The organism is Bryocella sp., assembly GCF_058498515.1.
This window is the reverse complement of sequence record NZ_JBMHYI010000064.1, coordinates 19,183-46,125: the sequence shown is the minus strand read 5'-3', so window position 1 is coordinate 46,125 and position 26,943 is coordinate 19,183. Positions and strand designations below refer to the sequence as shown.

Annotated in this window: 15 protein-coding genes, 1 tRNA gene and 1 riboswitch; of the genes, 10 read left to right on the top strand and 6 right to left on the bottom strand. The window is 58.8% G+C overall.

Annotated elements, in window-relative coordinates:
- The first annotated feature begins 6 nt into the window (after nucleotides 1-6).
- The 5 genes from AC5E6W_RS18890 to AC5E6W_RS18870 all read left to right on the top strand — a co-directional run bounded on the left by AC5E6W_RS18890 (nucleotide 7) and on the right by AC5E6W_RS18870 (nucleotide 11,136).
- The gene (locus AC5E6W_RS18890; protein ID WP_491753888.1) at nucleotides 7-3,213 is read left to right on the top strand and encodes a WD40/YVTN/BNR-like repeat-containing protein; all 3,207 of its coding nucleotides are present in this window, start codon (nucleotides 7-9) and stop codon (nucleotides 3,211-3,213) included.
- Nucleotides 3,214-3,338: 125 nt separating this feature from the next.
- Nucleotides 3,339-4,730, top strand: coding sequence for an amidohydrolase (locus tag AC5E6W_RS18885; protein ID WP_491753887.1), 1,392 nt, complete (start codon nucleotides 3,339-3,341; stop codon nucleotides 4,728-4,730).
- Complete coding sequence (locus AC5E6W_RS18880) at nucleotides 4,730-6,052, top strand: amidohydrolase family protein (RefSeq protein WP_491753886.1); 1,323 nt, start codon at nucleotides 4,730-4,732, stop codon at nucleotides 6,050-6,052. The genes AC5E6W_RS18885 and AC5E6W_RS18880 overlap by 1 nt, the downstream gene beginning before the upstream one ends.
- A 418-nt stretch (nucleotides 6,053-6,470) precedes the next feature.
- Nucleotides 6,471-7,307 (top strand): helix-turn-helix transcriptional regulator, encoded by an 837-nt coding sequence (locus AC5E6W_RS18875; RefSeq protein WP_491753885.1) that lies wholly within the window; start codon nucleotides 6,471-6,473, stop codon nucleotides 7,305-7,307.
- A 244-nt stretch (nucleotides 7,308-7,551) separates the two neighbouring features.
- A complete protein-coding gene (locus AC5E6W_RS18870; RefSeq protein ID WP_491753884.1) occupies nucleotides 7,552-11,136 on the top strand; it encodes a carboxypeptidase-like regulatory domain-containing protein in 3,585 nt (1,194 codons plus the stop codon).
- A gap of 634 nt (nucleotides 11,137-11,770) precedes the next feature.
- On the opposite strand, the gene AC5E6W_RS18865 is transcribed toward AC5E6W_RS18870, so the two are convergent.
- Genes AC5E6W_RS18865 through AC5E6W_RS18850 form a run of 4 tightly spaced genes read right to left on the bottom strand, consistent with a single transcriptional unit; the run spans nucleotide 11,771 to nucleotide 18,069 of the window.
- Nucleotides 11,771-14,959: an efflux RND transporter permease subunit gene (locus AC5E6W_RS18865; RefSeq protein WP_491753883.1), complete on the bottom strand. Its 3,189-nt coding sequence runs from the start codon at nucleotides 14,957-14,959 to the stop codon at nucleotides 11,771-11,773.
- 24 nt (nucleotides 14,960-14,983) lie between these two features.
- Complete coding sequence (locus AC5E6W_RS18860; RefSeq protein ID WP_491753882.1) at nucleotides 14,984-16,171, bottom strand: efflux RND transporter periplasmic adaptor subunit; 1,188 nt, start codon at nucleotides 16,169-16,171, stop codon at nucleotides 14,984-14,986.
- Between the two features lie 35 nt (nucleotides 16,172-16,206).
- Nucleotides 16,207-17,514, bottom strand: a complete 1,308-nt coding sequence (locus AC5E6W_RS18855; RefSeq protein ID WP_491753881.1) for a TolC family protein — start codon at nucleotides 17,512-17,514, stop codon at nucleotides 16,207-16,209.
- Between the two features lie 6 nt (nucleotides 17,515-17,520).
- Complete coding sequence (locus AC5E6W_RS18850; protein ID WP_491753880.1) at nucleotides 17,521-18,069, bottom strand: hypothetical protein; 549 nt, start codon at nucleotides 18,067-18,069, stop codon at nucleotides 17,521-17,523.
- 345 nt (nucleotides 18,070-18,414) lie between these two features.
- On the opposite strand from AC5E6W_RS18850, the gene AC5E6W_RS18845 reads away from it, so the two are divergent.
- Both AC5E6W_RS18845 and AC5E6W_RS18840 read left to right on the top strand, forming a co-directional pair.
- Complete coding sequence (locus AC5E6W_RS18845) at nucleotides 18,415-19,104, top strand: response regulator transcription factor (protein ID WP_491753879.1); 690 nt, start codon at nucleotides 18,415-18,417, stop codon at nucleotides 19,102-19,104.
- A 2-nt stretch (nucleotides 19,105-19,106) separates the two neighbouring features.
- Nucleotides 19,107-20,528, top strand: coding sequence for a sensor histidine kinase (locus AC5E6W_RS18840; RefSeq protein ID WP_491753878.1), 1,422 nt, complete (start codon nucleotides 19,107-19,109; stop codon nucleotides 20,526-20,528).
- Between the two features lie 482 nt (nucleotides 20,529-21,010).
- Here AC5E6W_RS18840 and AC5E6W_RS18835 read toward each other — a convergent pair.
- Nucleotides 21,011-21,087, bottom strand: a tRNA-Arg gene (locus tag AC5E6W_RS18835).
- A gap of 164 nt (nucleotides 21,088-21,251) precedes the next feature.
- Entirely contained in the window at nucleotides 21,252-21,698 is a 447-nt protein-coding gene (locus AC5E6W_RS18830; RefSeq protein ID WP_491753877.1) for a hypothetical protein, read from the bottom strand.
- A gap of 243 nt (nucleotides 21,699-21,941) precedes the next feature.
- On the opposite strand from AC5E6W_RS18830, the gene AC5E6W_RS18825 reads away from it, so the two are divergent.
- The 3 genes from AC5E6W_RS18825 to AC5E6W_RS18815 all read left to right on the top strand — a co-directional run bounded on the left by AC5E6W_RS18825 (nucleotide 21,942) and on the right by AC5E6W_RS18815 (nucleotide 26,768).
- On the top strand, nucleotides 21,942-22,919 hold the full coding sequence (locus tag AC5E6W_RS18825; RefSeq protein ID WP_491753912.1) for a glycosyltransferase family 2 protein: 978 nt from the start codon (nucleotides 21,942-21,944) through the stop codon (nucleotides 22,917-22,919).
- A gap of 42 nt (nucleotides 22,920-22,961) precedes the next feature.
- Nucleotides 22,962-23,927: a quinone oxidoreductase family protein gene (locus tag AC5E6W_RS18820; RefSeq protein ID WP_491753876.1), complete on the top strand. Its 966-nt coding sequence runs from the start codon at nucleotides 22,962-22,964 to the stop codon at nucleotides 23,925-23,927.
- A gap of 117 nt (nucleotides 23,928-24,044) precedes the next feature.
- A riboswitch (cobalamin riboswitch) is annotated at nucleotides 24,045-24,255 on the top strand.
- 32 nt (nucleotides 24,256-24,287) lie between these two features.
- A complete protein-coding gene (locus AC5E6W_RS18815; RefSeq protein WP_491753875.1) occupies nucleotides 24,288-26,768 on the top strand; it encodes a TonB-dependent receptor in 2,481 nt (826 codons plus the stop codon).
- The last annotated feature ends 175 nt before the right edge of the window (nucleotides 26,769-26,943 follow it).

The following is a 26,943-nucleotide window of genomic DNA, read 5'->3' as shown; positions in this document are numbered from 1 at the left end:
CCAGCCATGATGAAGTTGTTCGCGCGCAGCAACGGTCTTCTGCAGTCACTCGTCCTCGTGGTCCTGACGTACGCGCCGTGCGCTGCCGTCTCGCAGATTGGTCCTTTGCCTCACGATGCCTCTCCCGCGGTGGAAGGCGAGGGCAGAGATGCTGTGCTGGGAGCCATGCAGTGGCGGTCGATCGGTCCCGCGTCGGTCGCCGGCCGCATTGATGACTTTGCCGTGCTGAATGCGAACCCGAACCTGATGTACGTTGGCACCGCGACCGGCGGCGTATGGAAGACCACCGATGGTGGGATCGTCTGGAAGCCTGTCTTCGAGCATGTGGGTCCGATGTCCATCGGCGCCGTTGCCCTCAGTCAGCGCGATTCATCGACCGTGTGGGTGGGGACAGGGGAAGCGAACAACCGGCAGAGCTCTTCGTGGGGTGGGGGTGTCTACAAGTCGAGCGACGGCGGTTCCACATGGGCTTTCATGGGGCTGGCCGAGACGCAGCACATCGGCCGCATCGTGATCGATCCCACGAACACCGATGTCGTCTATGTGGCGGCTCTTGGCCATCTGTGGGGAGCGAATGAAGATCGCGGGCTCTACAAGACGATCGATGGCGGCAAGAGTTGGAAGCGGGTACTGTTCCTCAACCAGGACACGGGCGTCGTCGACGTCAAGCTTGATCCCTCGAATCCTTCTACGCTCTATGCCGCAGCTTACGAGCGCCGGCGTACGGTGTTCGGCTTCAATGGTGGCGGACCCGCGAGCGCGCTCTATAAGTCCACCGATGGCGGCGCAACATGGACGAAGCTGACGCAGGGCTTGCCTTATGCGGACGGCGGGGACACGGGGCGCATCGGCATCGCTGTCTATCCGCGTGATCCGCGCATCGTCTACGCCGAGGTGCAGCACGAGAAGGGTGGCTTGTTCCGCAGCGACGATGCTGGCGTCACGTGGAAGAAGATGAGCGACGTCGATCCCAACGCTCCCTACTTCAGCAACTTCTATATCGATCCCAACAACGATCTGCGGATCTGGGTCGCCGCGCTGCAGGGCAGCGGACAGCTTGCGGGTGTCGCGCTCTCGGAGGATGGCGGTAAGACCTTCATGCCCAATCGCGGCGTTCGGGTTCATCCCGACTTCCACGCGATGTGGATCGATCCCGCGGATTCGGGCCACATGATCATCGGCGTGGATGGCGGAATGTATGTCTCGCGCGATCTCGGCAACCACTGGCAGCACCTCAACAACATTCCCATCGGGCAGGCTTATCATGTCGGGTTCGACATGGCTCAGCCGTATAACGTGTGCGCAGGGTTCCAAGACAACGGCTCCGCCTGGGGGCCTTCGCGGACGCGCGGCATCAACGGCATCCACAACGGAGAGTGGATGGATGTGCTGGCCGGTGATGGTTTCACCTGCCAACCCGATCTGGACGACGCCAACCTTATCTATGTCGAGTCACAGGATGGCACGCTGCTTCGCTTGAACCTGACGACGCACGAGTGGGCCAACGTGGTGCCGCAGCCAAAGCCCGACGACGAGCCCTACCGCTTCGAGTGGAATGCTCCGATGATCGTCTCCACGCACAAGACGGGAAGAATCTACTTCGGTGCGCAGTATCTGTTCCGTTCCGACGATCGTGGCGATAGCTGGCAGCGCATTAGTCCGGATCTGACTACTGGCGTCGACAGGAATAAGCTGCCGATCCTTGGGAAGACTCCGCCTTCGCCGATTCTCTCGCGCAACTACGGCGTGGAATGGTATCCGACCATCACGCGCATCTCGGAGTCTCCTGTCGATGAGAATGTTGTGTGGGCCGGCGCTGAGGACGGGAGCCTGCAGGTCACCGAGGATGGCGGCAAGACGTGGCACTCCGTGGCGGCGACGCTTCCGCATAGCGTGCAGGATCTTTACGTCAGCGGCATCGATGCTTCGCATGCCAGCCGCGGTGGAGCGTACATTACGCTGGATGGCCACAATAGCGACGACTTCAACTCGCATGTGTACTTCACACCCGACTTCGGCAAGACGTGGCAATCTCTGACCGACGGCCTTCCGCATAGCGCAGGTGTCACACGGGTCGTGCGCGAAGACCCGGTGAACCCGAACCTTCTCTTCCTGGGAACGGAGTTCGGTGCTTTTCTCTCGCTCGATCGTGGGCATCACTGGACGCTGATGACTGGCAGCCTGCCTACCGTGCGTGTCGACGACATCCGCATCCAGCCTCGTGAGCACGACCTCATCCTTGCAACGTATGGCCGATCGCTCTGGATTCTCGATGATCTTATGGCGCTGGAGAACCCGGGCGTCACGTCACAGGATGGAGAGCTCGATCTCTTTGGTATTCGCAAGGCCATCAGCTATCGCCAGATTGAAACCACTGGGGCGATGGATGGAGATCTTCCGTTCGAAGGCGAGAATCCCGCTTATGGTGCGCTGATCAACTATCGCCTGAAGCGGGCTACGAAGGAGCCCGTGAAGATCAAGGTGAGCGACACTGCGGGCAACCTCGTGCGCGAGTTTGAGGGCACTGGCGATGCGGGTATCAATCGTGTCAGCTGGGATCTTCACTATCCAACCTTCGTCAAGCCCACCGCCGAGCAGGAGTGGGCTGTGGCCACGGGCTTCTTCTACCAGAGTGTAGAAGGCCCTCTCGCCGAGCCAGGCACGTACACCGTTGAGGTCGCCACCGGGCCTGACAAGGTCTCCACTACTGTCGAGGTCGTCGACGATCCCAAGGTCACGATCTCACCCCAGGATCGCGCGGCGCGGCGGCAGGTCATCGTTCGTGCTTATGGCCTTTACAAGACTGGGGTCGAAGCAGACAAGCAGTTCAAGGCAGTGAAGACAAACTTCACCGCCGTGACCGAAGAGCTGAAGAAGAGCGGCGCGGCCAAGGCCTCGCCGGCAATGCAGGCGAGCCTCGATGCCTTCTCGAAGGAGCTGGACTCGCTCTCTCCACTCTTCATCACCTCGCGCCAGGATACGGCAGTGAAGTATGTTCCTCCACCCGTAACGCAGCGGATCGCGCGCGTGCTCTTCATCGTGGAGAGCTACACGGCAGCGCCGAGAAAGGAGGACGTCGATCAGCTTGATGATCTTGTTCCTGTCCAGGAGGAGGCACTGAGGAAGCTTCGCACTCTCGTGGATGTGGATCTCGTCAAGCTCAACGCAGCGATGCGCGACGCGAACATCCTCTATATCAAGTCGACTGAATAACACTCCGCACTCTTTGTTTCGCTACAGGCTCGCTCCGGCCAATCCGTTCTGGCCAGCGTGCATTTCCACAGAACTCGTATCCTCCGAGATCGAAAGGTGAACGTAACGTGAAAGCGAATTTCGAAATGACAACTCATATCCGACGGTTGCGGATGACTTCGTCCTCATGCAAGCGCATGGCGGCAGTCTTCGCCGCTCCGCTGTTGCTGACCGGTGCCTGTAGCGGCTGGGCACAATCCAGCGTGCCTGCGACCGGCGACATCGTCTTCAAGAACGCAACCGTCATGACCGTCACCCATGGCACGATCGAGCATGGCAGTGTCTGGGTTCACAAGGGAAAGATCGCGGGCTTCGGGCCTTCCGTCAACGCGCCGGCGGCTGCTACGGTCGTCGACGCCTCGGGCCTGTACCTCACGCCTGGCATCATCGATCCGCATTCGCACTCGGCGCTCGGTAACGATGTGAATGAGATGACGTCACCGGTGACGCCGCACATGATCATGAGCGATGCCTTCGATAACCGCGATAAGTCGCTCTACCAGGCGCTTGCTGGAGGCGTCACCACCGAGATGCTGCTGCACGGGTCGGCGAACATGATCGGCGGACAAGCGCTCATCATCAAGAACAGGTTCGGCGATGATCGCGACGCTATGTTCTTCGTAGGTGCTCCGCGTTCCATCAAGTTTGCCAGCGGCGAAAACCCCAAGCGCGTCTATGGCGCCAAGGGCGAGCTTCCATCGACCCGCATGGGCAACTTCGAAGTGATGCGGCAGTCCTTCGAGGATGCGCGTACCTATATGAAGGAGTGGGACAGTTACAACGCCAAGATCGCCAAGGGCGATAAGGATGTCACGACTCCGCATCGCGACTTGAAGATGGAGGCTCTTGCCGATGTGCTGCGCGGCAAGCTCCAGGTGCAGATCCATTGCTACCGCGCCGACGAGTTCCTCACTGAAGAGGCGATCGCCCACGAGTATGGATACAAGATTCGCGCCTTCCATCATGCGGTGGAGATGTACAAAGTCGCTGGCAAGATTGCTGCCGATGGAACAGGAATGGCAACCTGGGCCGATTGGTTTGGATTCAAGGATGAGGCTGCGGATGCGATTCCTTGGAATGCCGTGCTGAGCATGCGTAAAGGGATGCGCGTTGCTCTCAAGAGCGACTCGGAGGATGACATCCGGCACCTGAACGTGGAGGCGGCCAAAATGGTTCACTACGGCGGCGCCACCGAAGAAGAGGCACTGAAGATGATCACGCTGAACCCCGCTTGGATCATCGGCGTGGACGACAAGGTTGGATCGATCGACACAGGCAAGGATGCCGACATCGTCCTCTGGAGCGCCGATCCGCTGTCGATCTACGCCCATGCGGAGAAGGTGTACATCGATGGCGTGTTGTACTTCGACCGGTCTCTGCCTGGCTACGGCACCACGCGCTTCCATGGCGCAATGCATACGGGCGGCTTCGGCGGCGCAGACGATGATGGCGACGATGACCAGACGGGAGCGAACTAATGCAGACCAGTATGACCATGCGCACACTCGCACAACTCACGTCTTTCGTTGGCTTGAACGTGGCCATTGCGGCGGCCTCCGCTGCAATCCCACCGGCTCCAACTCCGGTGGCGGGCCCGGTCGCCATCATTGGAGGCAAGCTGCTCACCATCTCGCACGGTGTGATTGAAAAGGGAACCATCGTCTTGATCGATGGAAAGATCGCTGCTATCGGCTCGGCGGGGACCGTCAAGGTCCCGCAGGGCGCGAAGGTGATCGATGCCTCCGGGATGACCGTGTATCCCGGGCTGGTCGATGCCGAAACCAATCTCGGGCTCGTGGAGATTGGTTCCGACCAGATGACCACGGACACGGCCGAACCCAGCGACGAAATCATGCCGCACATGCATGTCTACGACGCCTTCCACGCGGAGACGACGCGAATTCCCATCGCCCGCCTCAACGGGATCACGACCGCGGTCGTCGCCCCGGCTGCTCGGGACAGCATTGCCGGGCAGGACATGTTCATCCAGCTCGATGGCAAGGACCGCGATGAGATGATCCTGCAGAGGGATATCGCGCTCGCCGTAAACTTCACTCCGGCACAGCGGCGGATCACAGGAGGTCGCGGGGGCGGCGGTTCCTATCCCATGACTCGGATGGGACTGATCACACAGCTGCGGCAGGCGTTCAACGATGCGCTGGAGTACAAGGCCAAGAAAGAAGCCGCGGGAAAGAAGCCCGGCCCGGCCTTCAAGGTTGACTTGCGGTATGAGGCGTTGCTGCCTTACCTCGCGGGCGAAAAACCTGTCATCGCGGGCATCATCGACGCGCAGGATCTCGAGCCATTCATGCAGGTGGCGCAGGAGTTTCACCTCAAGGTCATCCTCAATCACCTCAGTCACGCGCAAGACGATCTGGATAAGATCGCTGCTTATCGCGTGCCTGTGATCTTCAGTTCGATCTGGGAACTGCCTGATGCGGATGAACGCTTCGATGCGGTGTATTCCATGCCTGGCGAGATGGCGAAGCGCGGCATCAAGGTGGCGATCGCTACCGATAACATGCAGAAAGATCGCAACCTTCCGTATGCCGCGGGCTTCGCGGCCGCTTATGGCATGCCGTATGACGAGGCGCTGAAGTCAATCACCCTGAACCCGGCAGAGATGCTGGGCATGGGAGATAAGTACGGCTCTCTCGACGTAGGCAAGGTCGCGAACGTCATCATTGCCAATGGCGACCCGCTCGATGCGCGCACGGACGTCAAGCAGGTCTTCATCGACGGCAAGGCCATGGAGATGGTCAGCCGCCAGACGATCCTGCGCGACGAGTACAGCAAGTAATACGCGCTGTCGCGATGCGGCCCAACGCTATCCCTTTGCCGGTCAGTCGATCGTCTAGCGAAGGTGGTCCAAAGCAACGCATCGGCAGACGATCCGCACCCGGAGCCAGTGCCCTTGGCCTTAGATAGCGGACGGCCGATGCCTTGAAGAGAGGGAATTGAGTCACGTCTCAGCGGGCGTGACTCCATTTTTTTCACAGAATGCGCGATGCGATCCGTCACGATCCACGACATAGCCGAAAAGCCGCAAAGGTCGTTCTCGATGATGTGAAGTTCCAGAAGAGCGGTCTTGGTGCCGAGGGTCACAAATGGTATCTACTCACATCGCGCCCCAGGGCGTTGTTTGTATTTGCTTCGCTGCGATTCGGCATCGCTTGGCGGCCTGACTAACTGAAAATTTACAAATACTGGATGGTGGCATGAGTCTGCAACATGTCGGTTGTATGCCTTTCACTGGTGCAGCAGTTCGAGAGTTTTCAGGCGAAGCATTTCGGGTCACGGAAAGGAACTATGCGCCGAACACACGCCTGCCGGTTCATGCTCACACGCGAGCGTTTGTGGGCGTGACGCTGCACGGTGTTTATACGCAGATGCGGAAGGGTGAAAGGCAGGAGTTTCGGCCCGGCAACATCACTTTCACCCCTGCCGGCGTGCCGCATGAAAGCCACTATTCTGAGACAGGAGTTCGCCTGCTCCATATAGAGGTGTCGGCACGTGTCCTGCAACGCTTCACGTCAGCTGGGCTGGACAGCCAGAGGTTCATAGTACTTCGCGGAGGTCCACCTCAACTTGCGGCCCAGCAACTGTACAAGGAATTCCAGTCCCCGGACACATTCTCGCCCTTACTCCTCGATGGCCTGGCGATGCGCTTTCTGGTCCAGATCTTCCGGCAACAAAGTTTTGGCCCAAAGCGGCGGCCAAGTTGGCTAGCTGAGGCCGAAACGTATATCTGCAACAACTATCCGAAGCACGTGCTGCTTGATGAAATCGCAAGAGCCGTCAAAGTCCATCCGGTGCATCTGGCACGTGAATACCGGCAGCACTACAAACGCACCGTCGGAGAGCGCCTACGTGAGCTTCGGTTCGGAGTCGCATGCAAGGACCTGCGGAATACGTCACGTTCCATCGTAGAGATTGCTCTCTCTGCAGGGTATTCAGACCAGAGTCATTTCTCCGTGGCCTTCAAAAAACACCTGGGCTTAACACCGTCTGAATACCGTCATCATGCGAATGCTAATTTTGCGAATATTTGTTAGGCAAGTGCAAGACTTCCTTGACGCTCTTTCATTACCGTAGCCTATATCGCGAAACATCTCTGCTTTGCATGCCCAGCTTTTGGCTGATGCCGACGTCGGCTGTTGCCCATCTGTCCCGTCTTTCCTGTGTCCGCCATTTGGCAGAGGGTATGCGCAGGCGTGTCCATGGTGCAGATATAGACGTTCAAAGCAGCCTGCCTTCGAAGGAGGCACAGCGTACTCTACTTTCCCGGGAGGGTAATGAATGAGAAGCACGTTTAGGGCTGGTTTGGTGGCATTTCTCTGGATGCTGTTGGGTCAGGGGCAGGCGTGGTCACAAGGTCAGACTGGCGGCGGACTGACTGGTTCCGTTAAGGATACAAGCGGCGCAATGGTGGGCGGTGGCACGGTGAGGCTTATCAGCGAAGCCACCTCCTCCGAGAGAGTCGACAAGATAGATCATGCGGGGCATTACGCATTAGATGATGTGCCTCCTGGTATCTACACGGTAGTCGTCGAAGCAGCGGGTTTTGAGATATCCAAGGTGACAGGTGTAGAAGTTACCCTGAATCAGACCCGCAGTCTGGATGTGCTCTTGACCGTTGGCGAGATCAGCCAGACAGTCGATGTGACCGCAACAAGCGCTAGCGTGACGACAGAGCAGATTGCGACAGGGGCGCTGGTCGATTCCCGTCAAATTAAAGAGTTGCCGCTGAATGGCCGCGACTATCAGGCCCTCGTATTCCTTGCCCCTGGCACCTCGCGTTCGTCTGGTGCATCGGGACAGGGTTCCGGTGTGACCGCGGCTGGGGCGCGGTCGACCGTCAACAATTACTTGATAGACGGTGGCGACGCCAACGATCCGACAGTGCCTTCAGGTACCGCAGGGAACGTCTCGAACTCTGTCAGCGCGATCCCGTTGGATGCTCTTGGCGAATTTACCGTGATTACCAGCAACGCTCCAGCCGAGTTTGGCCGCAGCTCGGGGGCTGTGGTCAATGTAGTCAGCAAATCTGGCGCGAATGCGCTCCACTTCACCGCGTGGGAGTTTCTCCGTAACTCCGTACTCAACACCCGCGGATTCTTCGACAACGTAGGAACGAAGACTCCGTTCAAACAGAGCGAGTTCGGTGCATGGGTCGCCGGAAAGATCATCCGCGACAAGGCTTTTTTCTCCGGAGCCTATGAAGGGTTCCGCCAGGTTTCGCAAAATTCGAGCCAGGTAGTAATTCCGACTAGCCAATTCACGGCCTCACTGACGGATACAACCTCCGCCTGGTACACCACAAACTACGGCGTAGCGGGTCAACCCGCTGCGCCTGCCGCAAACCCGCTCATGAATGCGATCTTTGCAGCAGGATACCCGGCGATCTCCAGCGTCGCCTTCGACCCGACGAACAAGGCAACCTGGACAACAAAGCTTACCCGTATCAAGGCAAATAACAGCTTTGCCGATACTGGATTCGGCCGTATCGATCAGAACATCGGAATAAAGAACCAGGCGTTTGCGACGCTTAGTTATCAGAACGAAACGCCAGCTGTTTCTGGCAATACTGGCAATCTGCCGTATCAGGGTGTAGGCACATTTGAGACGCCCTGGCACGTCGTGCTTGGCGACACCCAGACGTTCACTAGCTCCATCGTGAACCAGGCGCGCTTTGCGGTGCAGCACACGCCAATCACTTATCCCTTGGAAAGTCCAAGCGCTGCGATGTTGGCCTCCGGTGTCCTGCGTACGAGCGGCCCGAATGCAGGCCAGCCTTACTCCTCGGACACCGGCAACCCGAATGGCTTTCCTTCCTTTGTCTTCACGGCCAGTACGTTTGCCAGCACAGGGCAAGCCTATAACATGCCTCAGGCGCGTTTTAATACCCAGTTCCAGGTGGCTGATTCGGTGTTGTGGCAAAAGGGCAAGCATCAGATCAAGATCGGCTTCTCATGGGAATTGGATCAGGATAACGATGTCTTCGCGCGCTATGTCCGCCCGCAGGTCACCTTCAACGACAGTTCTTCCGCAGCCACCACGGCGTTTGCCTCCATTCGCAATGCCGTGCTCACCAGCCAGATCCAGAACTTCTTCCTGACCGGAAACTCGATGCGCTACTATCGCGCGCTGGAGATGGGCTTTTTCGCGGAAGACAGCTGGCGCGTCTTCCCGACCTTTCAGATTGACTACGGCGTGCGCTACGAGCGGTTTCCCCCGTTCACCGAAAAGAATAACGAACTCTCGAACGCTTTCGTGATGGACGCAAACAACCGGCCCGAAGCCTGCGCACCTACTCCCTATGGGCCCGCGCTTTCCACCATGGCAGTCATCAATCCGACGAAATTCGGCATAGGTGAAATGTGCGCGGATAACAACAACGTCGCTCCGCGTGTCGGCTTCACCTGGGACACTCGGGGCAATGCCAAAACGATCCTAAAGGGTGGATACGGTGTCTACTTCGATCGCATCTTCAATAACGTGTATGAGAATTCCCGCTTCAACCCGCCGGATGTGGTGAACGTTACACTCTCCACCGGATCCTACGATGGACATGTCGGAGCGCCCGCGGTGGATACAACGACGCCTTTCAGCCTGGTCACGATTGATCCTGCGTCCCGCACCCCGTATACACAGCGCTTCACCCTAGGCATTTCTCAGGAACTTGAGAAGAACACCGTACTCAACGTCAGCTATGTGGGCGCCATGGGCACCAAGCTCCTGGCGACGACCGAACCCAACTTCGGCACCTCGTTCGCGAGTCAGTTCCGCATGACGAACCAAGGCACCGCCACCCGTCAGCAATCAGACATCAACGCCGGAATCGTGCGCGCACCGTTCGCCGATTGGCAGACACGCACCACGAGCGGTAGATCGAACTACCATGGCCTGTTGGTGGACATTAACCACCGCTACGCCAATGGGCTTTCCGTGCAGGGTTCGTATACCTGGTCCCACAGCAAAGACACCATTTCTGACGAGATCTCGAGCTCGTCAGATTCCGCCTTTCCGCAGTCGACCATTCAGAACGAATTAGGGACCCTGATGGCAGCCAATGGAGCCTGCATGCAAGCGCAGACCGCGGCCCTCAATGGAGGTGTCGCTGTTACGCCAAGTGCAAACAGCGCCGTTGCTATGCAGGCAGCGGTGCGGTGCGTGACAGGGAACACCACGCTGACGCTGAATCAGGCGGCAGCCACTTTTGTCGGTACCTATACACAGTACGAGCCGCTCCATGCGAATTACGGCGACTCGAACTTCGACGTACGTAACCGTTTCGCGTCCAGCGTGATGTATGAGCTCCCGTTTGGCCGAAATAAAATGCTGGCGACAAGCGCGGGCCCTGTCACGGATCGGCTGATCTCAGGCTGGAACCTTGGCTCCATCATCGATGCTCAGGTTGGCTTCCCATTTGTACCGACGGCCGGCATCGACGCCAACTACGATGGCGACACGAACGACCGGGCAGTCGTCACTGGTCCCCTGAGCCTCCTGAACGTTTCTCAGAAAAAAGTGCTCACCGGGGGTTCGCGAACGGTCAATTACTTCGCTGAATGTATCACTTTGCCAAACTGTCCGCTGTCGCAGGGCAAAGGAGTGATCGACCCGACCGCCAAAATGGCACGTGGTCTCCTGCACAACCCTGGAATATTCAACTGGGATTTCCAGCTAAACAAGCGGACCACGTTGACCGACCGTCTTCACATGCGGTTCAGCGCGGACGTATTCAACATTCTCAATCACAGCAACTTCAATCCCGTGACCTCAAGCATCATCAGTACGACATTCGGTCAGTCTACGTCACAGCGTTCCCTTGGACAGACCCAGTCAAGACAAATCCAGTTCGGTATCAAGTTCGAATACTAACTCATCGGATCTTCCCCGGCCCTTTCGGCGGGGAAGAACGCCTCCGGCGAAGATGAAGACTGTCTGGGGTATGCGCAGACGGGGCCTCCCCCCGATGCGGTGGATGGCCCCGAGGCAACAGATACATGACCTGCTTGCTGGGGGCGACCCCGCCAGATCAGAAGGCTTCCCACATGCGATCACCTTGATTGCGAATTTCGCCGGTAAGCAGGGTTACTACTATCTCGCCCGGAGAACGACGGAAGAGTGGGATTGCACTCGTGGCGAACAGGCGTGAGAGTACCCACACCGTCATCCGGTTCAAGCAATTCGTAACGACTACAATCCTACGTGGCTCGGGAGCAATATTGAACGCCACGAAGCGAAACCCTGTGCCATCGAAGAGCAAGACCGACGATGCGATTGTTCAACCGTTGGAAGTCGTCCGTCGTCTCCTGGTGGCCCGCGCAATGGGTGATTTCAGTAATGGATGTGGGGCAGATCTATGGCCTCGCCCACTGGCTTGCGGAGGCTGGCGTGCCAGCGACGGAAATCGCCTCCAGATTGTTGTCCAATCCGGGATGGGTCAGGCGACCTCAGCCACCTCGGGTGGAGGGTGCAGTTGGCGGAAGGTGCGGTCCTGCTTGCGGTGGTTTCAATCAGCAAGCGCAGGAGGAGTGCTGCTTCTTTCCGCGCGCCCAGCGTAGGCAAGGTAGAAGCCTGCTGGCACCAAGAAGATGGTCAGCCCGACGGACAATGTCAAGCCGCCAATCAGCGCTTGTGCGAGCGGAGCGTAGGCTTCGCTGCCTTCTCCCAGCTTGAGAGCCATCGGCAGAAGCCCGATGAGCGTGGCAAGAGAGGTCATGAGAATGGGCCGAAGACGGACGCGGCAGGAGGTGATGATCGCTTCTCGGACGCCTCGCCCTTGCTTGATCAGATGGTGTGCGAATTCGACGATCAGGATGCTGTTCGATAGCGCGATTCCGGCAAGCATCACGACGCCCATCAAGGACATCACGTTGAGTGTTGTCCCCGACAGCAACAGCGCAAAGATGACACCCGCGATTCCCGGAGGGAGGGCAAGCATGATGATGAACGGATCGAGGAAAGACCGGAACTGAGCGACAAGGATCAGGTACAGCAGACTGATCGAGAGGGTGAGGCCGATTGCGAAGCTCTTGAACGACGCGTTCATCGAGGTCACGCTGCCCGTAAGAGAGACGCTAATGCCGCGAGGCGCGTTCGCTCCGTCTACGATCTTCTGAATCTGCTTCGTGATCGTGCCCAGATCCTCGGACTGTGGCCGAACATAGATGTCCAGGTTGCGGCGAATCTGGGTATGGTCCATCTCTGTGGGCGCATTGAACTGCTCGATATTCGCAACCATGTCGAGGCGTGTAGGTTGCGCGACGTTTGTGCCATGCAGTGGGATGGCCTTCAAGTCTTCGAGGGACTTGATCTGGCCTTCCTTGTACATCACTGTAAGGAAATAATTGTTACCACTCGTCGGATCGATCCAGATGGAGGGAGCGATCATCTGGTTGGAGGTCAGGGCCGTGATGATGTTGGAGACGGTCTCCTTCTCGGTGAGACCCAACTCGCTGGCTCGAGTACGGTCGATGGAGATTCGCAGTGAAGGATAGTCGATGTCCTGCGGAATGAAGACATCAGCCGCTTCACGCAATGGACGAATCTGGCCAGCAAGGTTTTGTGCAAGTGCGTAGTCGGCGTTTACATCGTTCCCGATAATTCGAATGTCAATCGGCGCCGGCGCTCCCATATTGAGAACACCGTCGACCAGGCTGCCGGACGAATAGAACGTCTGAAGTTCCGGCAGTTCATTTGCAACTGCCGCCTTTACCTGATCGATGTATTGGAAACTGCTCTCCTTGTGCCCTTCTGCGAGAGCTACCTGCGTAAAACCGGTGTGCATCGCCGCATTGGGAGAGAAGAGTGCAGAAAATCCGGGATCAACGCCGATGTTGGTAACCACGATGCCAAGGTCATGTTCGTTGACGATTCTGTGAATGATGTTCTCGATCCGCTCAGCTTCCTGTTCGGTGGCCTCGAGTTTCGTGCCGGACGGCGCTTTGAAGCTGATAACGAATTGCCCGGCATCGGTGCGCGGAAAGAAGGACAACCCAATCCATGGGAAGAAGCAGAGTGAAACTGCGAGCAGGGCCGCCCCGGCCCCAAGCGTCGCCCAGGGACGCTCAAGAACACTGGCCACGAGCCGGTCATAACGATGAAGCATGGCGTCGAAGCCGCGGGTGAACGCAGCATTGAAGCGTGACCACAGTCCATGATGTGTCGTCTTCGGATCTGCTGTGACAGCGACTTCATCTTCAGCAGACTCATGCACCACCTCGCCATGAGGGCTCTTGATGAACCGCGCACAAAACAAGGGAACGACCGTGAGCGCGACAAAATACGAGGCGAAGAGCGAAATTACGACGGCCAGCGCGAGGGCAGAAAACAGGAACTTGCTGACGCCATACAGCATCGTGACCGGGAAGAAGACAACGACTGTCGTCAGCGTACCTGCGAGTACCGGCAGAGCGACTTCCTTGCCGCCGTTCTCTGCTGCGACGACGGGAGGTTCACCCTCCTCCATGTGCCGAAAGATGTTCTCCAGCACCACAACCGAGTTGTCGATCAGTCGGGAAAGTGCAAGAGCAAGCCCTCCGAGAACCATACTGTTGATGGAACTGCCCGTGAGCTTCAGGATGAAGAACGTGGTGAGCAGGGACAGTGGGATGGAAAAGAAGACTGCAATCATTGCGCGCAAACTGCCCAGGAAGATGAGAATCATCACGCAGGTCAGAAACAGTCCCACGGCCCCCTCGTGCACCAGGGTTTCGATGGCGGTCTTCACGAAGCGCGACTGGTCGAATTCGACCTCCGTCTTCAGTGTCGCCGGGACATCGACAAGTGTCTTGAGCGTAGCCCTTACTCCATTGACGATGGCGATGGTGTTCGAATCGCCCCCTTGCTTGAAGATCGGAAGGTAGACGCCACGCTGTCCGTCCACACGAACAATGTTGTATTGCAGGCCGAACGAATCTTGCGGATTGGCTACATCTCCGACCCGCACCGGCGACTGTCCGACCATCTTGAGCGGAACCTGGGCGATATCAGCAGCTCCGCCGAGCATCGAGTTCGTGTAGATGTTGTAGTCATAGCGGCCGATCTGCACATCACCAGCCGGCAGAATGACATTGGCATCGTTCACGGCACGAACTACATCCATCGGGCTAAGTTGATTCGCCTCCAGCTTATAAGGGTCGGCATAGAGCATGATCTGCCGCCAGCGCCCGCCAAACGGCTGCGTAACAGATGCACCCTGGACGCTGGCAAGTTGATTGCGGACAAAGTTTTGCCCGATGTCCTTCAGCTTGCTTTCGTTCAGTCCCGAACCACTGAGAGTCACCAGTGCGACGGGCGTGCTGGAAGCGTCCTGCTTCAGCACGATCGGCGGGTATGTACCCGGAGGCATGTCGCGGAGATCGCTGCTTGCAAGAGACGAGATACTCGCAGCGTCTGCATCGGCATCAGTGCCCGCGCGAAAGTAGACCTTGATCAGAGATACGCCGGGGAGCGACCGGGACTCCATGTGGTCGATGCCTGCCGCCAGCGTGAACTGTCGCTCAAGGTGATAAGTGATATTCGCTTCGATCTGCTGCGGCGGCATGCCGGAATAGAAGGTCGCGACAGCTACCACAGGAAGATTGACCGACGGAAACATATCGACCGGCATGTCCCCAGCGCTCACTGTGCCAAGAATTGTGACGACCAAACATAGCACCACAATCAAGTACGGGTTGCGGATGGAGAAACCTGACATGCGGCAGTGATGTTTCCTTTCGGGTTAGTTTTGGCCGTTGCTCTCGTATGCCGCAGGACGTGCATCCACCTTCTCGCCGTCAGACAGACTTGTATGGCGACCGACGATGACCTGGTCACCACGCTGAAGGCCGGAAAGAATTTCGACCCGGTTCGGCGTCTGTAAGCCAACGCTCACGGTCACGAGATGCACAATCCCATCGCGCACGACGTAGACCTGCTGCACGCTCGTTCCCAAGCCATCGACAGCGTCCAGAGGAACGCTGAGGGCAGCAGGATGATCTGTGAGATGAAGATGAACCTCCGCGTACATCCCGGGCACAAGCGAGCTATCGGAATTTGGAACGTCCACCTCGGTGTCCATAGTCCTTGTGGCCATCTGCACAGCATTGGCATAGCGTGCGATCTTGCCCTGAAGGTGGCGGACTGTGCTTGTCACATCGACATCCACGACCTGGCCGTCTCGAATCTCCGATACGGCACTCACCGGAACTGGAAGGCTCAAACGAAGGACATCATTTTGCGCCAGGCGCACCACCGGCATTGCCTGCGTCTGAGACGAGATCCCTGCCTGAATCATGGAGCCCGTGTTCGCGTAGCGCTTTGTGACGACACCGGTAAAAGGCGCACGGATGGTGGCGTACTGAACCATCGCCTCAGCGCGGGAATACTCTGACTCCGCTTCGAATTTGCTTTGCTGTGCCGACTTCAACATGGAATTGGCGCTTGCAAGCTGCGCATCGGCCTCGAGCTGCTTGGACTGAGCCACGTCTAGATCCTGCTTGGGAACCAAGCCTTTATCGCGGTTGGCCACGTCCTGGATACGCTGGAACGACAGTCTTGCTATATTTGCTCCCGCCTGTGCACGTTGCACTCCCGCTTGGGCTGTGGCGATGTTTGCTTCAGCTGCTGCCACTCCTGCCTTGGCTTTTGCGAGATCATCTTGTATCTCTGGGACTTCTAGCGTCGCTAGGACGGCGTCTTGCCCGACGTGACTACCTATATCTACATTGATCGCGCGGACGTACCCCGCGACTTTTGCCATTACGTCTACCTCTTGGAAGGGGCGGAACTCTGCGGAGAGCACGAGATTGTTTTCCAAATTTGCGGGCTCCGCCATGGCAACTGGAACAGTCGGAATTGCCGCAACCGGCAGTGGCGCCGATTTACAGCCCTGCGTGAGAATCTCACCGCTAATCAGGACGGCAGCCAAGACTCGTTTCGAATGCTCCAAAGGTGCGCGTCCTTTCAATTCAGTAATCCCGATGCGAAGTCCAGCTCAGCGCGGCGAGTCAAGTAGGTATAGTTCGCATCGGCGGCGCTGATCTCGGCGGAGGTCTCGTTGAGCTGTGCCTCGTTCAACTCGACAATGCTACCCAGACCGGCTAGGTAGCGGTCCTGCGCCAAACGCAGGGCCTCCTTACTCTGTGCCACGAGCCGTGCCGTCACATCAAGACTCTGAAATGCCTCATTGGCTCGATACCACGCATTGAGAACCTGCTGATTCACCTGCAACCGTAGTTCCTGGGTGTCGCGCGTTCTGGCCTGCGCCTCTAGTTCGGCCTCAGCGCGTCGGGCCGAAAATAGATTTCCGTTGAATATCGGAATGTTGAGATTGAAACCGGCTGCAACATAACGCTCGTGCAGGGTGTGGTCGTGATACGGAACCTGGCCGGCAGCGCCGAGAATATTCAAGGAGGGGTAGCTCCGGCGCTTTTCGGAGAGAGCAAATTCTTTTGCCGCTTTCTCCTCGGACTGCGCAGCTCCGAGATCAGCACGCTGTGCCACAGCTTCTTGCTGTAGATCATCGGGCGAAGGTGGAAGTGCTTCAGCACTGAGCGAGATATCGCCCAGCACGGCGATGATCGGTTGCGATGCTCCCATCGCGGTTGCAAGCCGCGTTCTCTCCTGGGCGACACCGCTCTCGGCGCGCACAACGGCTAGATCAGCTTCGCTCTCCAAAACTTTGGCAAAGTTCACATCCAGCGTCGAACGCAACTCGCTTTGAGCCAATGTACTCAGTTGACGCGTGACAAGCTGACGGTTCGCCTGCGCAGCCTTGGCAGCACGCAGAACAGCCTCCGCGCCGAGCACCTGGAAGTAGGCTTCACGTACATTGAGCCGCACCTGTGCGCTCGTGAGGGTGGCCACGTCATTCTGCGCCGCAGCTGTGGCACGCGTACTGCCGACCAACGCGCTTGTACGACCGAAGTCCGTGACAAGTTGGGTCAGATTTCCCCCGTAAGCGAAGCGATCCGAAACGGACGAAGTCGTAAGATTTCCAGCTGCGGTAGCCGTACCTGTGTCTGCTACTAACGTTCCCGTTGCGTTCGCTTGCACCGTTGGGAACAGGCCGGATCGAGCTTGACGGATGCGCTCAGCCGACGCGCGCGCGCGAAGCTGAGCAGCGAGCAGTCGCGGCTGGTTCGCCACAGCGACGTTCTCAGCTTCTTGTAAGGTCAGCGTAGCTTGCTGGGGCACCGCCGGTTGCTGCCCGAGGCAGAACGGCATGGCGCATCCCAGCAGGCAAAAGGTGACAACGGCTCGCAAGGTCATGCGCGATTATCGCCCCGGTGATGCCGTCTGCTGTGGAATGACTTCGAGCAAAGCGGTGGTGTGCTTCCAGATTTCCGGAGAGCCGTGAGTCGAGACAAGAGTCAGCGTGGAAGGTTGTGCTGCTGTTCCGCGCTCTGCGAGGCGGACATCGGCGAACCCGTAAGCGCCACAAGCCGACGCGGAGAAGATTCCAACGGACACCTCAACGTCACTCCCATCGCAGCCGCCTCGTGCGATCAGATGGGCATAAACTCCATCCCGCCTGTTGTAGGCGACTACATCACCATCCAGGTTGCGAACTTCGGACTGCGACGGAATCAGTTGATCTTCGCCGATTTGCGTTGTCGTGGCCAAGGGGTCCATGTCGCTGGCTTGTGGCTTCTCGGCATCCCACGTCGCGATTGGTGTGGCGATGGCCCGCACGGTCACGTTGAGCGGAACTGCCTGACCGTTAACCTCGATAGAGTCGAAGTGAACTCTGAGAGCGGACGCCTTCTGGTGTGCGTAGGGAGTCTTGTCATACATGAAGCCGTTGGCGTTGACAACGTGACCCACAACTCGCGCACCGGAAGGAATGCTCCGTCCACCCGGGAGCTGAACACGCTGGACGGTCTTGGCTTCGACTGTGTCGCCAAGTTTCGCACGATTCGCACTGACGGTTTTGGTAAAGGTTATCGGCAGGGTGGCCGGAGCCGTAAGAGTCGGATTCTGGGCAATTGCGACGCTTGAAGCGAAAGCAAGAGCGATAAGGGGACTAAGCACGGAATCTCCGAAGCAAAAACGCTTGACCGGAGTAGACCAACTCTTTCGCTTACATACCCTTACATCTTTCTGACATTCGACATTGCTCTCTTGCGGCTCAGCTAAACCTGCGAAATCATGGGCATGAGGCCCAAAAGGGTGGATGAGCGCGCGCGTATTGTCATCATCGAAGACGACCGAAAACTGTCTACAGCCCTTGCTTCCGGCCTCGAGGGGGCGGGCTACGAAGTCAAAGCCGCTTCGTCCGCGGAGGAAGGATTCTTCCTGGTACACCGCCTGCACCCCGATCTGGTCTTGCTTGACCTGACCCTCCCGCAGCGAAACGGTCTCGATATTCTTCAGCAGCTTCGCGAGGAGGGTTTGGACACGCGGGTTCTCATCCTCACGTCCCACAACACGGTTGAAGACCGCGTGGCCGGGCTCAAGACCGGGGCCGACGACTACATGGGCAAACCCTTTTCTTTCCCTGAGCTCATTGCCCGCATTGAAGCCCTGCTGCGAAGGGTACTTCCATCGACTCCGCGGCGACTGACAGTCGGTGATCTCGAACTTGATTCCGCCGCCAGGTCCGCTTGGAGAGACGGCCAGAAGCTGGATCTCACCGCTCGGGAGTTTGACCTGCTGTTCTACCTTTCCAAGAACAAGGGGCGAACTGTCTCCCGCGAGATGTTAGCGAAAGATGTCTGGCAGGAAACATCACGCTACACGCCTATCGACAATGTGATCGACGTGCAAATGGCTCGGTTGCGGAAGAAGGTAGACGATCCCTTTGGAGTCAAGCTGCTCCGGACGATTCGCGGCATCGGTTTCTGCCTGCAGGAGCCGTAGAGATGAAGGTCGATGCGCGATGGAGCATTCGAACGCGGTTGACCGCCTGGTACGTCTGCGTCCTTGCCTTCTTGCTCCTCATCTTCGCCATCATCGTTTTCATCTTTCAGTACGTGACCTTGACGCGTCAGATTGTTCATGACGAGATGCAAGATGCGGTAACCGTCGAAGGTCTTCTGTACTTCGATGGCGCGGGGCAGCTGCAGTTGCGGCAGGACTACTATTCCCGTCCGCAGTCCCACCTTCTCGTAGATCGTCTGATGGAAGTGCTGGATCTGAACGGGACGGTGCTTTATCGCAGCAAAGGTCTTGACGGGGAGTCCCTGGGGGGCCCCCTGATTGCCGGTGAAGGGGACGGCTCGGCGAACGAGCGGATCGTCCGGCTGAGGGATGGTTCCCGTGTATCGGCTATCAGCCATATCCACGGCATGCACGGTCGCGACGTCGTCATCCGTGTTGGCTACAGTCTCCGGCCTCTTCGGGAGAGAATGTGGCAATTCGTTTGGCTGCTGGGGATCGCTCTGCTTGCCACCATTCTCCTCGCGGGCATTACCGGGCAGTGGATTGCAGGCAAAGCCATGAGGCCTATCGGCCTTATGGCGGAACGCGCGGAAGGAATCACGGCAAACAATCTCCATGATCGTCTTGTCGTGGCGAATCCGCGAGATGAGCTAGGAGCTCTCGCAACAGTATTCAATCACTTGCTGGAACGCCTCGAGCAATCGTTCCAGCAGCTGCAGCGTTTCACCGCAGATGCGGCTCACGAGCTCCGCACGCCTCTTGCTTCCCTGCGCACCGTCGGGGAGGTCTCTCTCGCGCAGCAGCGGCCACCCGAGCAATATCGAGACGCCATCAGCAGCATTCTGGAAGAAACTCAGCGTCTCAATCACACCATCGACAGCCTGCTTCTTCTCGCTCGCGCCGAAGCAGGAAATTCTTCCGCGACCGTGGAGGCCATGGCGCTTGCTCCTTTGCTTTTGGAGGTTGCATCGATACTCTCTGTACTCGCTGAAGAAAAAAGAATTCAGGTTCTGGTGCGAGGAAGCGAAGATAGCGCTAAAGTTCGCGGCGACAGAAGCCTGCTCCGCGTGGCCATCATCAATCTTCTGCATAACGCCCTGAAGTTTTCTCCTCCAGAGGGCACCGTCCGAATGGAGCTCGCAAGCGACGAGGCCTTCGCTTACGTGAATGTGATGGATCAGGGACCAGGTATCGCGAAGAACGAGTTCGATGCGGTCTTTGAGCGCTTTTATAGGGGACGCGGCGTATCCTCCGAGTCTGGGAATGGCCTTGGTCTGTCTATCGTCAAATTGATTGTGAACCGCGTCGGGGGAACAATCGAATTTGACCGAGCCGCGGAGGAAGGAACCTGCGTAAAGCTACGGTTACCTTTGGCTTCCGATTCGGAGCAGGCGGCGCCATGAGGGGCTGAGAATCTCTCAGGCTCACTGCTGTGGCGCTGGTCATCGGTGTTTTCCTCCGAGCAATGGCTGGCCTGCAGGCGATCGATACGGGTATCCGCTCTGAGCCAACATGACGTGACGCATCGACGCCGAAATGGAAACAAAGGATTGGGCTGCCCCCACGGTCAGCCCATAACCCGCTGATTGGAAGTTGAGGTGACTGACATCCGGTGGTCAGTGGAATGCACTGTGGAAGAGATCGCACGACTCGTTGGCGTGTCCAGCTCCGCCACAGATTTGCGGCTTCATCGGGCGTGGAAGATGCTGTCCACCGTGATGATGTTCAAGGAGAAGATCAGGAGTGCGACGATGAACGCCTGGATGCGATGGTGTGCATGAATAATTTGAGGATGTATCACTTTTGTATCACACGGCCATTTTCCTGTCTCACTCTGGCTTGGAAGGGGATCCGCAAATCGCTAATGTTTATAGGGATTTTGGAGTGGTGGCCCGGGCAGGAGTCCAACCTGCGACCTTCGCGTTAGGAGTGCGCTGCTCTATGCAACTGAGCTACCGGGCCAGCCTGAGGTGGCGGCGGAGGACACGCGCGCCGCAGAGGCCAGCGGATCCACCATCGTCAGTGTACCTGCCTTCCTGTCGCTCGCAAATAAGAACTCCCGCCTTGGGAGCGGGAGTGAAAAGGACAGGAGAAGATCAATCGTTGTGGTGTCGTCATGCAATGTCTTAGGCGTTGCCGCAGCCGTGGCTGTAGACGATCTGCTTTTTCCATTCGTCCATCGTGGCGAACGCGATGCAGGCCTCACCGCTGGTAGTATCTACCCGCCAGGTGAGGTTGTCCTGCCGGTACCACTGGTAGCGGCCGGTGCCGCCAAAAGCGAGTCCGTTGGGAGGGTTTGGAACCACGGTGTCGGCTACGGGAAGTTGAGTGGAGTTCGCAGGGAGGACGACCGGCCCGTTGCTGTCCTGGGCGGTTTGGGCCTTGGAACTCTCCGGAGGCTGATTGCTGACGCGGCCGCCGCCGGTTCCCTGAGGTTCGCCGGAGACAGCGCTGCCGTCCGCAGAGGTGACTGTGCCATTCCCCAGCGTGGAGCCTGCCTCGTGCTGTTTATAGAGCCAGAATGCCCCGATCACAACACAGACCAAGAGGACCAACGTCACGACACGATTCATGAAGACCGCACTCCTTGCTCCAGGGAGGACCGCCGAAGAGAGCACCGGCACCGCGTGCTGGTCCGGGCCCTGCTTCGGCCAAAGTTATTCGTTATGATGACTCGCTCCGGGCCCCAGTGGGGATCAATTGGCGGTTGCGGTACCCAAAGGGTCAAGGGCCAGGGTGGGACCTGCATGGGTTCAGGGTCGTCGTGGGGCTCTCTTGGCCCCATCGCACCCGCGGGCGGGGGTATCATCGAAGACGTGCCGAAGTACTCCATTGTCGTCCCGTTCCACAATGAAGAGGAGAACGTCACGAAGCTCTACGACCGCGTCAAGGACGTGATGGAGCAGGTCGGCGAGAGCTTCGAGATGGTCTTCGTCGACGATGGCTCACGCGATCGCACCTATAGGCTGCTGGAAGAGATTGCGGCCGTCGATTCGCGCGTGCTGTTGATCAAACTGCGCCGCAACTTCGGGCAGACCTCAGCGCTGGCTGCCGGCTTCGATCACGCCTCGGGCGAGGCGATTCTCGCCATGGATGGCGACCTCCAGCATGATCCAGCCGAGATCCCGGCGTTCCTGTCCAAGCTCGAAGAGGGCTACGACGTGGTGAGTGGCTGGCGCGCGCAGCGTGCGGACAATGTGGTGATGCGGCGCATCCCATCGACCATCGCCAATTGGCTGATGGCGCGGCTGTCGGGAGTCGACATCCACGACTTTGGAACCACCTTCAAGGCCTACCGCCGGGAGGTCATCCGCAACGTGCCGCTGTATGGCGAGATGCATCGCTTCATCCCGGCGCTCGCGAGCTGGTATGGAGCGTCGATCTGCGAGATCCCGATCTCCAATCCTGCACGTGAATCCGGCAAGAGCCACTACGGCATCTCGCGCACCTTCCGCGTGATGTTCGATCTGCTCACAATCCGGTTCCTGCTGAAGTACATGACGCGGCCGCTGCACTTCTTCGGCGGCCTGGGCGCGCTGGGCCTCGTCTCCGGCGCGGGCATTGCGATGTGGCTGCTTGTGCTGAAGCTGGTCACCGGGCAGAGCGTCGTCGGACTCCATGGACCCTGGTTCATCATCGCTGCGGTCCTGTTGCTCGGCAGCATCCAGATGATAGGCTTCGGCCTGCTGGGTGAACTGCAGGTGCGCCACTACTTCACGGACTCCGCGCGGACGCCGTATGTCATCGACCGCGTGGTGCGGCTGAAGCCCAGCGAAGAGAGCATGACCCGTTAGCGCACAACGCGTATCCCTATTCTCCCAAGAGACAACCTAGACATGTACGCAATTGTGATTTCGCATACGGGCGACCCCGAGGTACTTCAACTCGTGGAGGTCGATGACCCGAAGCCTGCCGCTGGACAGCTACTGGTGAAGGTGCACGCCGCGGGCGTGAACTTCATCGACACGTATCTGCGCGAGGGCCGCTATCCCGTGCCGCTGCCGTTTATTCCGGGGCAAGAGGCTTCGGGAACCGTGGTGGAGCTTGGCGAGGGCGTCACCGGGTCCGTGGTTGGCGATCGCGTCGCGTGGGGTGGAAGCCGCGGCACGTATGCGGAGCTCGCCTGCGCTCCGGCATCGGAGTGCGTGAAGGTTCCGGACAGCGTCGATCTCGACACAGCTGCTGCGCTGCTGACGCAGGGCCTTACGGCTCACTATCTCTCGCATGACACCTACGCGATCCAGCCTGGCGATACAGTGCTGGTGCATGCCGGTGCTGGCGGGGTGGGGTTGCTGCTGACGCAGGTCGCGAAGATGCTGGGGGCGAAGGTGATCACAACGGTCTCTACCGAGGAGAAGGCCGAGCTATCGCGTGGCGCAGGTGCAGACTTCGTCATCAACTACACGACCGAGAGCTTCGTCGATCAGGTGAAGGAGATTACCGGAGGCAAGGGATTGCCGGTGGTGTATGACTCCGTGGGCAAGACGACCTTTGAGGACTCGCTGAAGTGTTTGCGCCCGCGTGGCCTGATGGCGCTCTATGGAGCTTCCAGCGGCGCTGTCCCTGCCATGGATCCCATTCGGCTCATGACGGGGTCGCTCTATCTCACGCGGCCGACGCTGAAGGACTACGTGCCCACTCGCGAAGAGCTGGAGCGGCGTGCCGGCGACCTCTTCCGCTGGATCGCAGAAGGCAAGCTGAAGGTTCGCATCGGCCATCGTTATCCACTCGCAGAGGCGCCACAAGCTCACATCGACTTGGCAGGTCGCAAAACCACAGGTAAGATCCTGCTGCTGCCGTAGGCGCGAATCCTGAATTCGAGGATCGCACGGGCCCGATTCTCCACGGCCGAGGGCTCTCGTACACTGGAAGCTCAGCCTATTCTTCGCGACCGCGCACCTGCGCCTCGTGAACCCTTCAACTGCTACCCGCTGGCGAATGTTCGGGAAGCGCGGTGAAACTCCGCCACTGCCCCGCAACTGTGAAGCGCGTACCTGCAGCGATGCTGCAGGTGAGGCCGGACCGAAGCTCCCACTGGTTGCCTTCGCGCATCGGGAAGGGAAGGCTTCTCTACAAGGTCCAGCCCGTAACCGCGCCAGTCAGGAGACCGGTTCGTCTGCGTACAGCCTGCCACGCCTCCGAAGGGGAGGTGAGGAGAACCTATGACATCCTTCGTTTCGTGCCGCCATCGAGCGGCTGCAACCTCCTTTCCCAATCGACGATCATTTCGCACTGCAGCGGCCTTCGCCGTGGCGCTGCTTGGTATGCACGCGGCCCATGCTGTTGTGGTCCGGGGCCGCGTCACGGACGCGCTCGGCGCTCCACTCTCCGGCGCTCGCGTGCAGCTGATCGAGAATGGCAAGTCCGTGGCCTTCGCGTATGCGGGGACGGATGGCTCCTATGAGATCCGCTACTCCAACGCCGGCCGGTTTACGCTGCTGGGCTCGGGCTCGCCGTTTCTGCCGTACGTCAGCCCCGACTTCTACGGCGGAGCCACCGACGTCCTGCAACAGGACGTGGTGCTGGCGATGAACACCGTGCGCCAGGACATTTCGGTGAGCGCGACGGGTATTCCTACGCCGCTGCCGCAGCTGACCTCTCCCGTCACGGTGATTCCGGGCGACCTCTTCGCCGACCAGCTTGGCGTGAACGACCTGGTGCGCCAGTCGCCGGGAGCGTTCGTGGTGCAGACGGGCGAGGCTGGCGGCGTGACGTCGCTGTTCCTGCGTGGAGGCAACTCCACCGCGAACCTGGTGACGATCGATGGGATTCCTGCGGAAGATGTCGGCGGCACGTTCGACTATGGCAATGTGAGCTCGACCGCTATCAGCCGGATGGAGATCTATCGCGGACCCAACTCTGCACTCTTCGGCACCGATGCCGGCGCGGGAGTCGTCACCATCGAGACGCAGCGCGGCACCACGCTGAAGCCGGTGCTGAACTACTCGGGCGACGCGGGCACGTTGCACGAGTGGCGTGACGAGCTGACCGGCGGAGGCACATGGCAGCGGCTGGACTACTTCGGCGGCTTCTCACGCTTCGACATGTCGAACGCCGTGCCCAACGACCGCTATCACAATGCCACAGCCGTCGGAAACCTGGGCTATGACTTTGACGGCAATACCACGCTGCGTTTCACCATCCGCCGCACGGTTTCACGTGCGGGGCTTCCTGGCGGGTACGACTTCCAGGGCCTCGCCGAGGCGGGCCATCAGGCCGATCAGGATCTCTACAGCGGCATCACGCTGGAGAACCGCTTCCACGACAAGTGGCACAACCTCGTGCGCTACGGCATCGCGCGCAAGCGTGAGCAGGCCGACGAAGGCAATCCAGTAGGAGTGGCTGGCGGCTTCGGCTATGTAGGCAATGTGGTGACGATCCGCGGCGCCAATGGCTACACGGCGACGGGCCAGGCCCAGCTGTTCTTCGGCAACAACGACGACCAGGCCTCCAATCGCGACCAGCTCTATTACCAGAGCGACTATTCGTGGTCGCCGCATCTGATCGGACTCTTCGGCTTCCGCTACGACAATGAGCGGGGCGCGTTCAACGACTATCTTCCTGCCTATGCCTACGTAGAGAACGAGAAGGTGCGGCGCACTAACTTCGAATACAACCTTGGCTTCCAGGGCGAGTTCTGGAACCGGCTCTTCTACTCGGTTGGAGGTGCGGTAGAGAAGAATCACCTCTACGGTATCGCGGGAACACCGCGTTTTGGCCTGAGCTATGTTCCAGTGCGACCCAAGGCGGGTTGGTTCCATGGCACGAGGTTGCGCGCTAACGCCGCCACGGGCGTGCAGGAGCCGACGCTTGCGCTCGAGTACTCGAGCCTGTACCAGCAGCTGCTTTCGATTGGTGATACCGCGGACATTGAGGCGTATCACATTAGGCCGCAGTCGGCGGAGCGCTCGCGCACGTATGACGTCGGTGTGGACCAGAACATCCTCGGCGAAAAGCTGGTTCTGAAGGGTGGCTACTTCCACAACGTCTTCGATCGCCAGCTGGAGGGCGTCAGTGCAACGGCATTGAGCCAGTATTTCAACTACACGTTCGCTCCTTCGACGTTGTATTCGGCGTATGTGAACTCGCTGGCGTATCGCGCTCAGGGCGCGGAGCTGGAACTCGTGTGGCAGCCTCTGCCGCGCCTGCTGGTGCGCGGCGGTTACACGTACCTCGATGCTCAGGTGTTGCAGTCGTTCGCGTCGGATGCGGTGGAGGCTAACAGCGGAGCGCCGACCATCAATCCGGCGTTTCCGAATATTGCGATTGGCGCCGAAAGTCCACTGGTGGGAGCGCGTCCGTTCCGGCGTGCTCCGCATACTGGGTACTTCGACGTGCAGTACACGTACAAGCACCTCGGACTGCAGATGCTGGGCGCGATGGCGAGCCGCAGCGACGACTCCACGTTTCTGGACGGGGAAGATTACTTCGGCACGAATACTCTGCTCCTGCCGAACCGCAACCTGGACTTCGGCTATGTGAAGCTGGACCTCGGCGCGACGTACTCGTGGAAGTACGGTCTGACGATCTTCGGGCAGGTGAACAATCTGCTCAACGATCAGCACATTGGGCCGATCGGCTTCCCGGGGCTACCGCTGACGGCGCGTGCAGGCTTGAAGCTGCGGCTTGGCGGAGACAAGTAACTCGCTAGAAGATGTAGCGGCTTAGACACGGCCTTCGAGCGATTGTTGCGTCGCAACAGTGGCTCGGAGGCCGTTTTCGATTGCAGATCGCTCCAAAGGCGTATCGTCGACATTCGTGCACCTGCTGGGGCGAGACCTCGTCTAACTCTTCAGAGAGATGTTCGAAGAAAGAAGG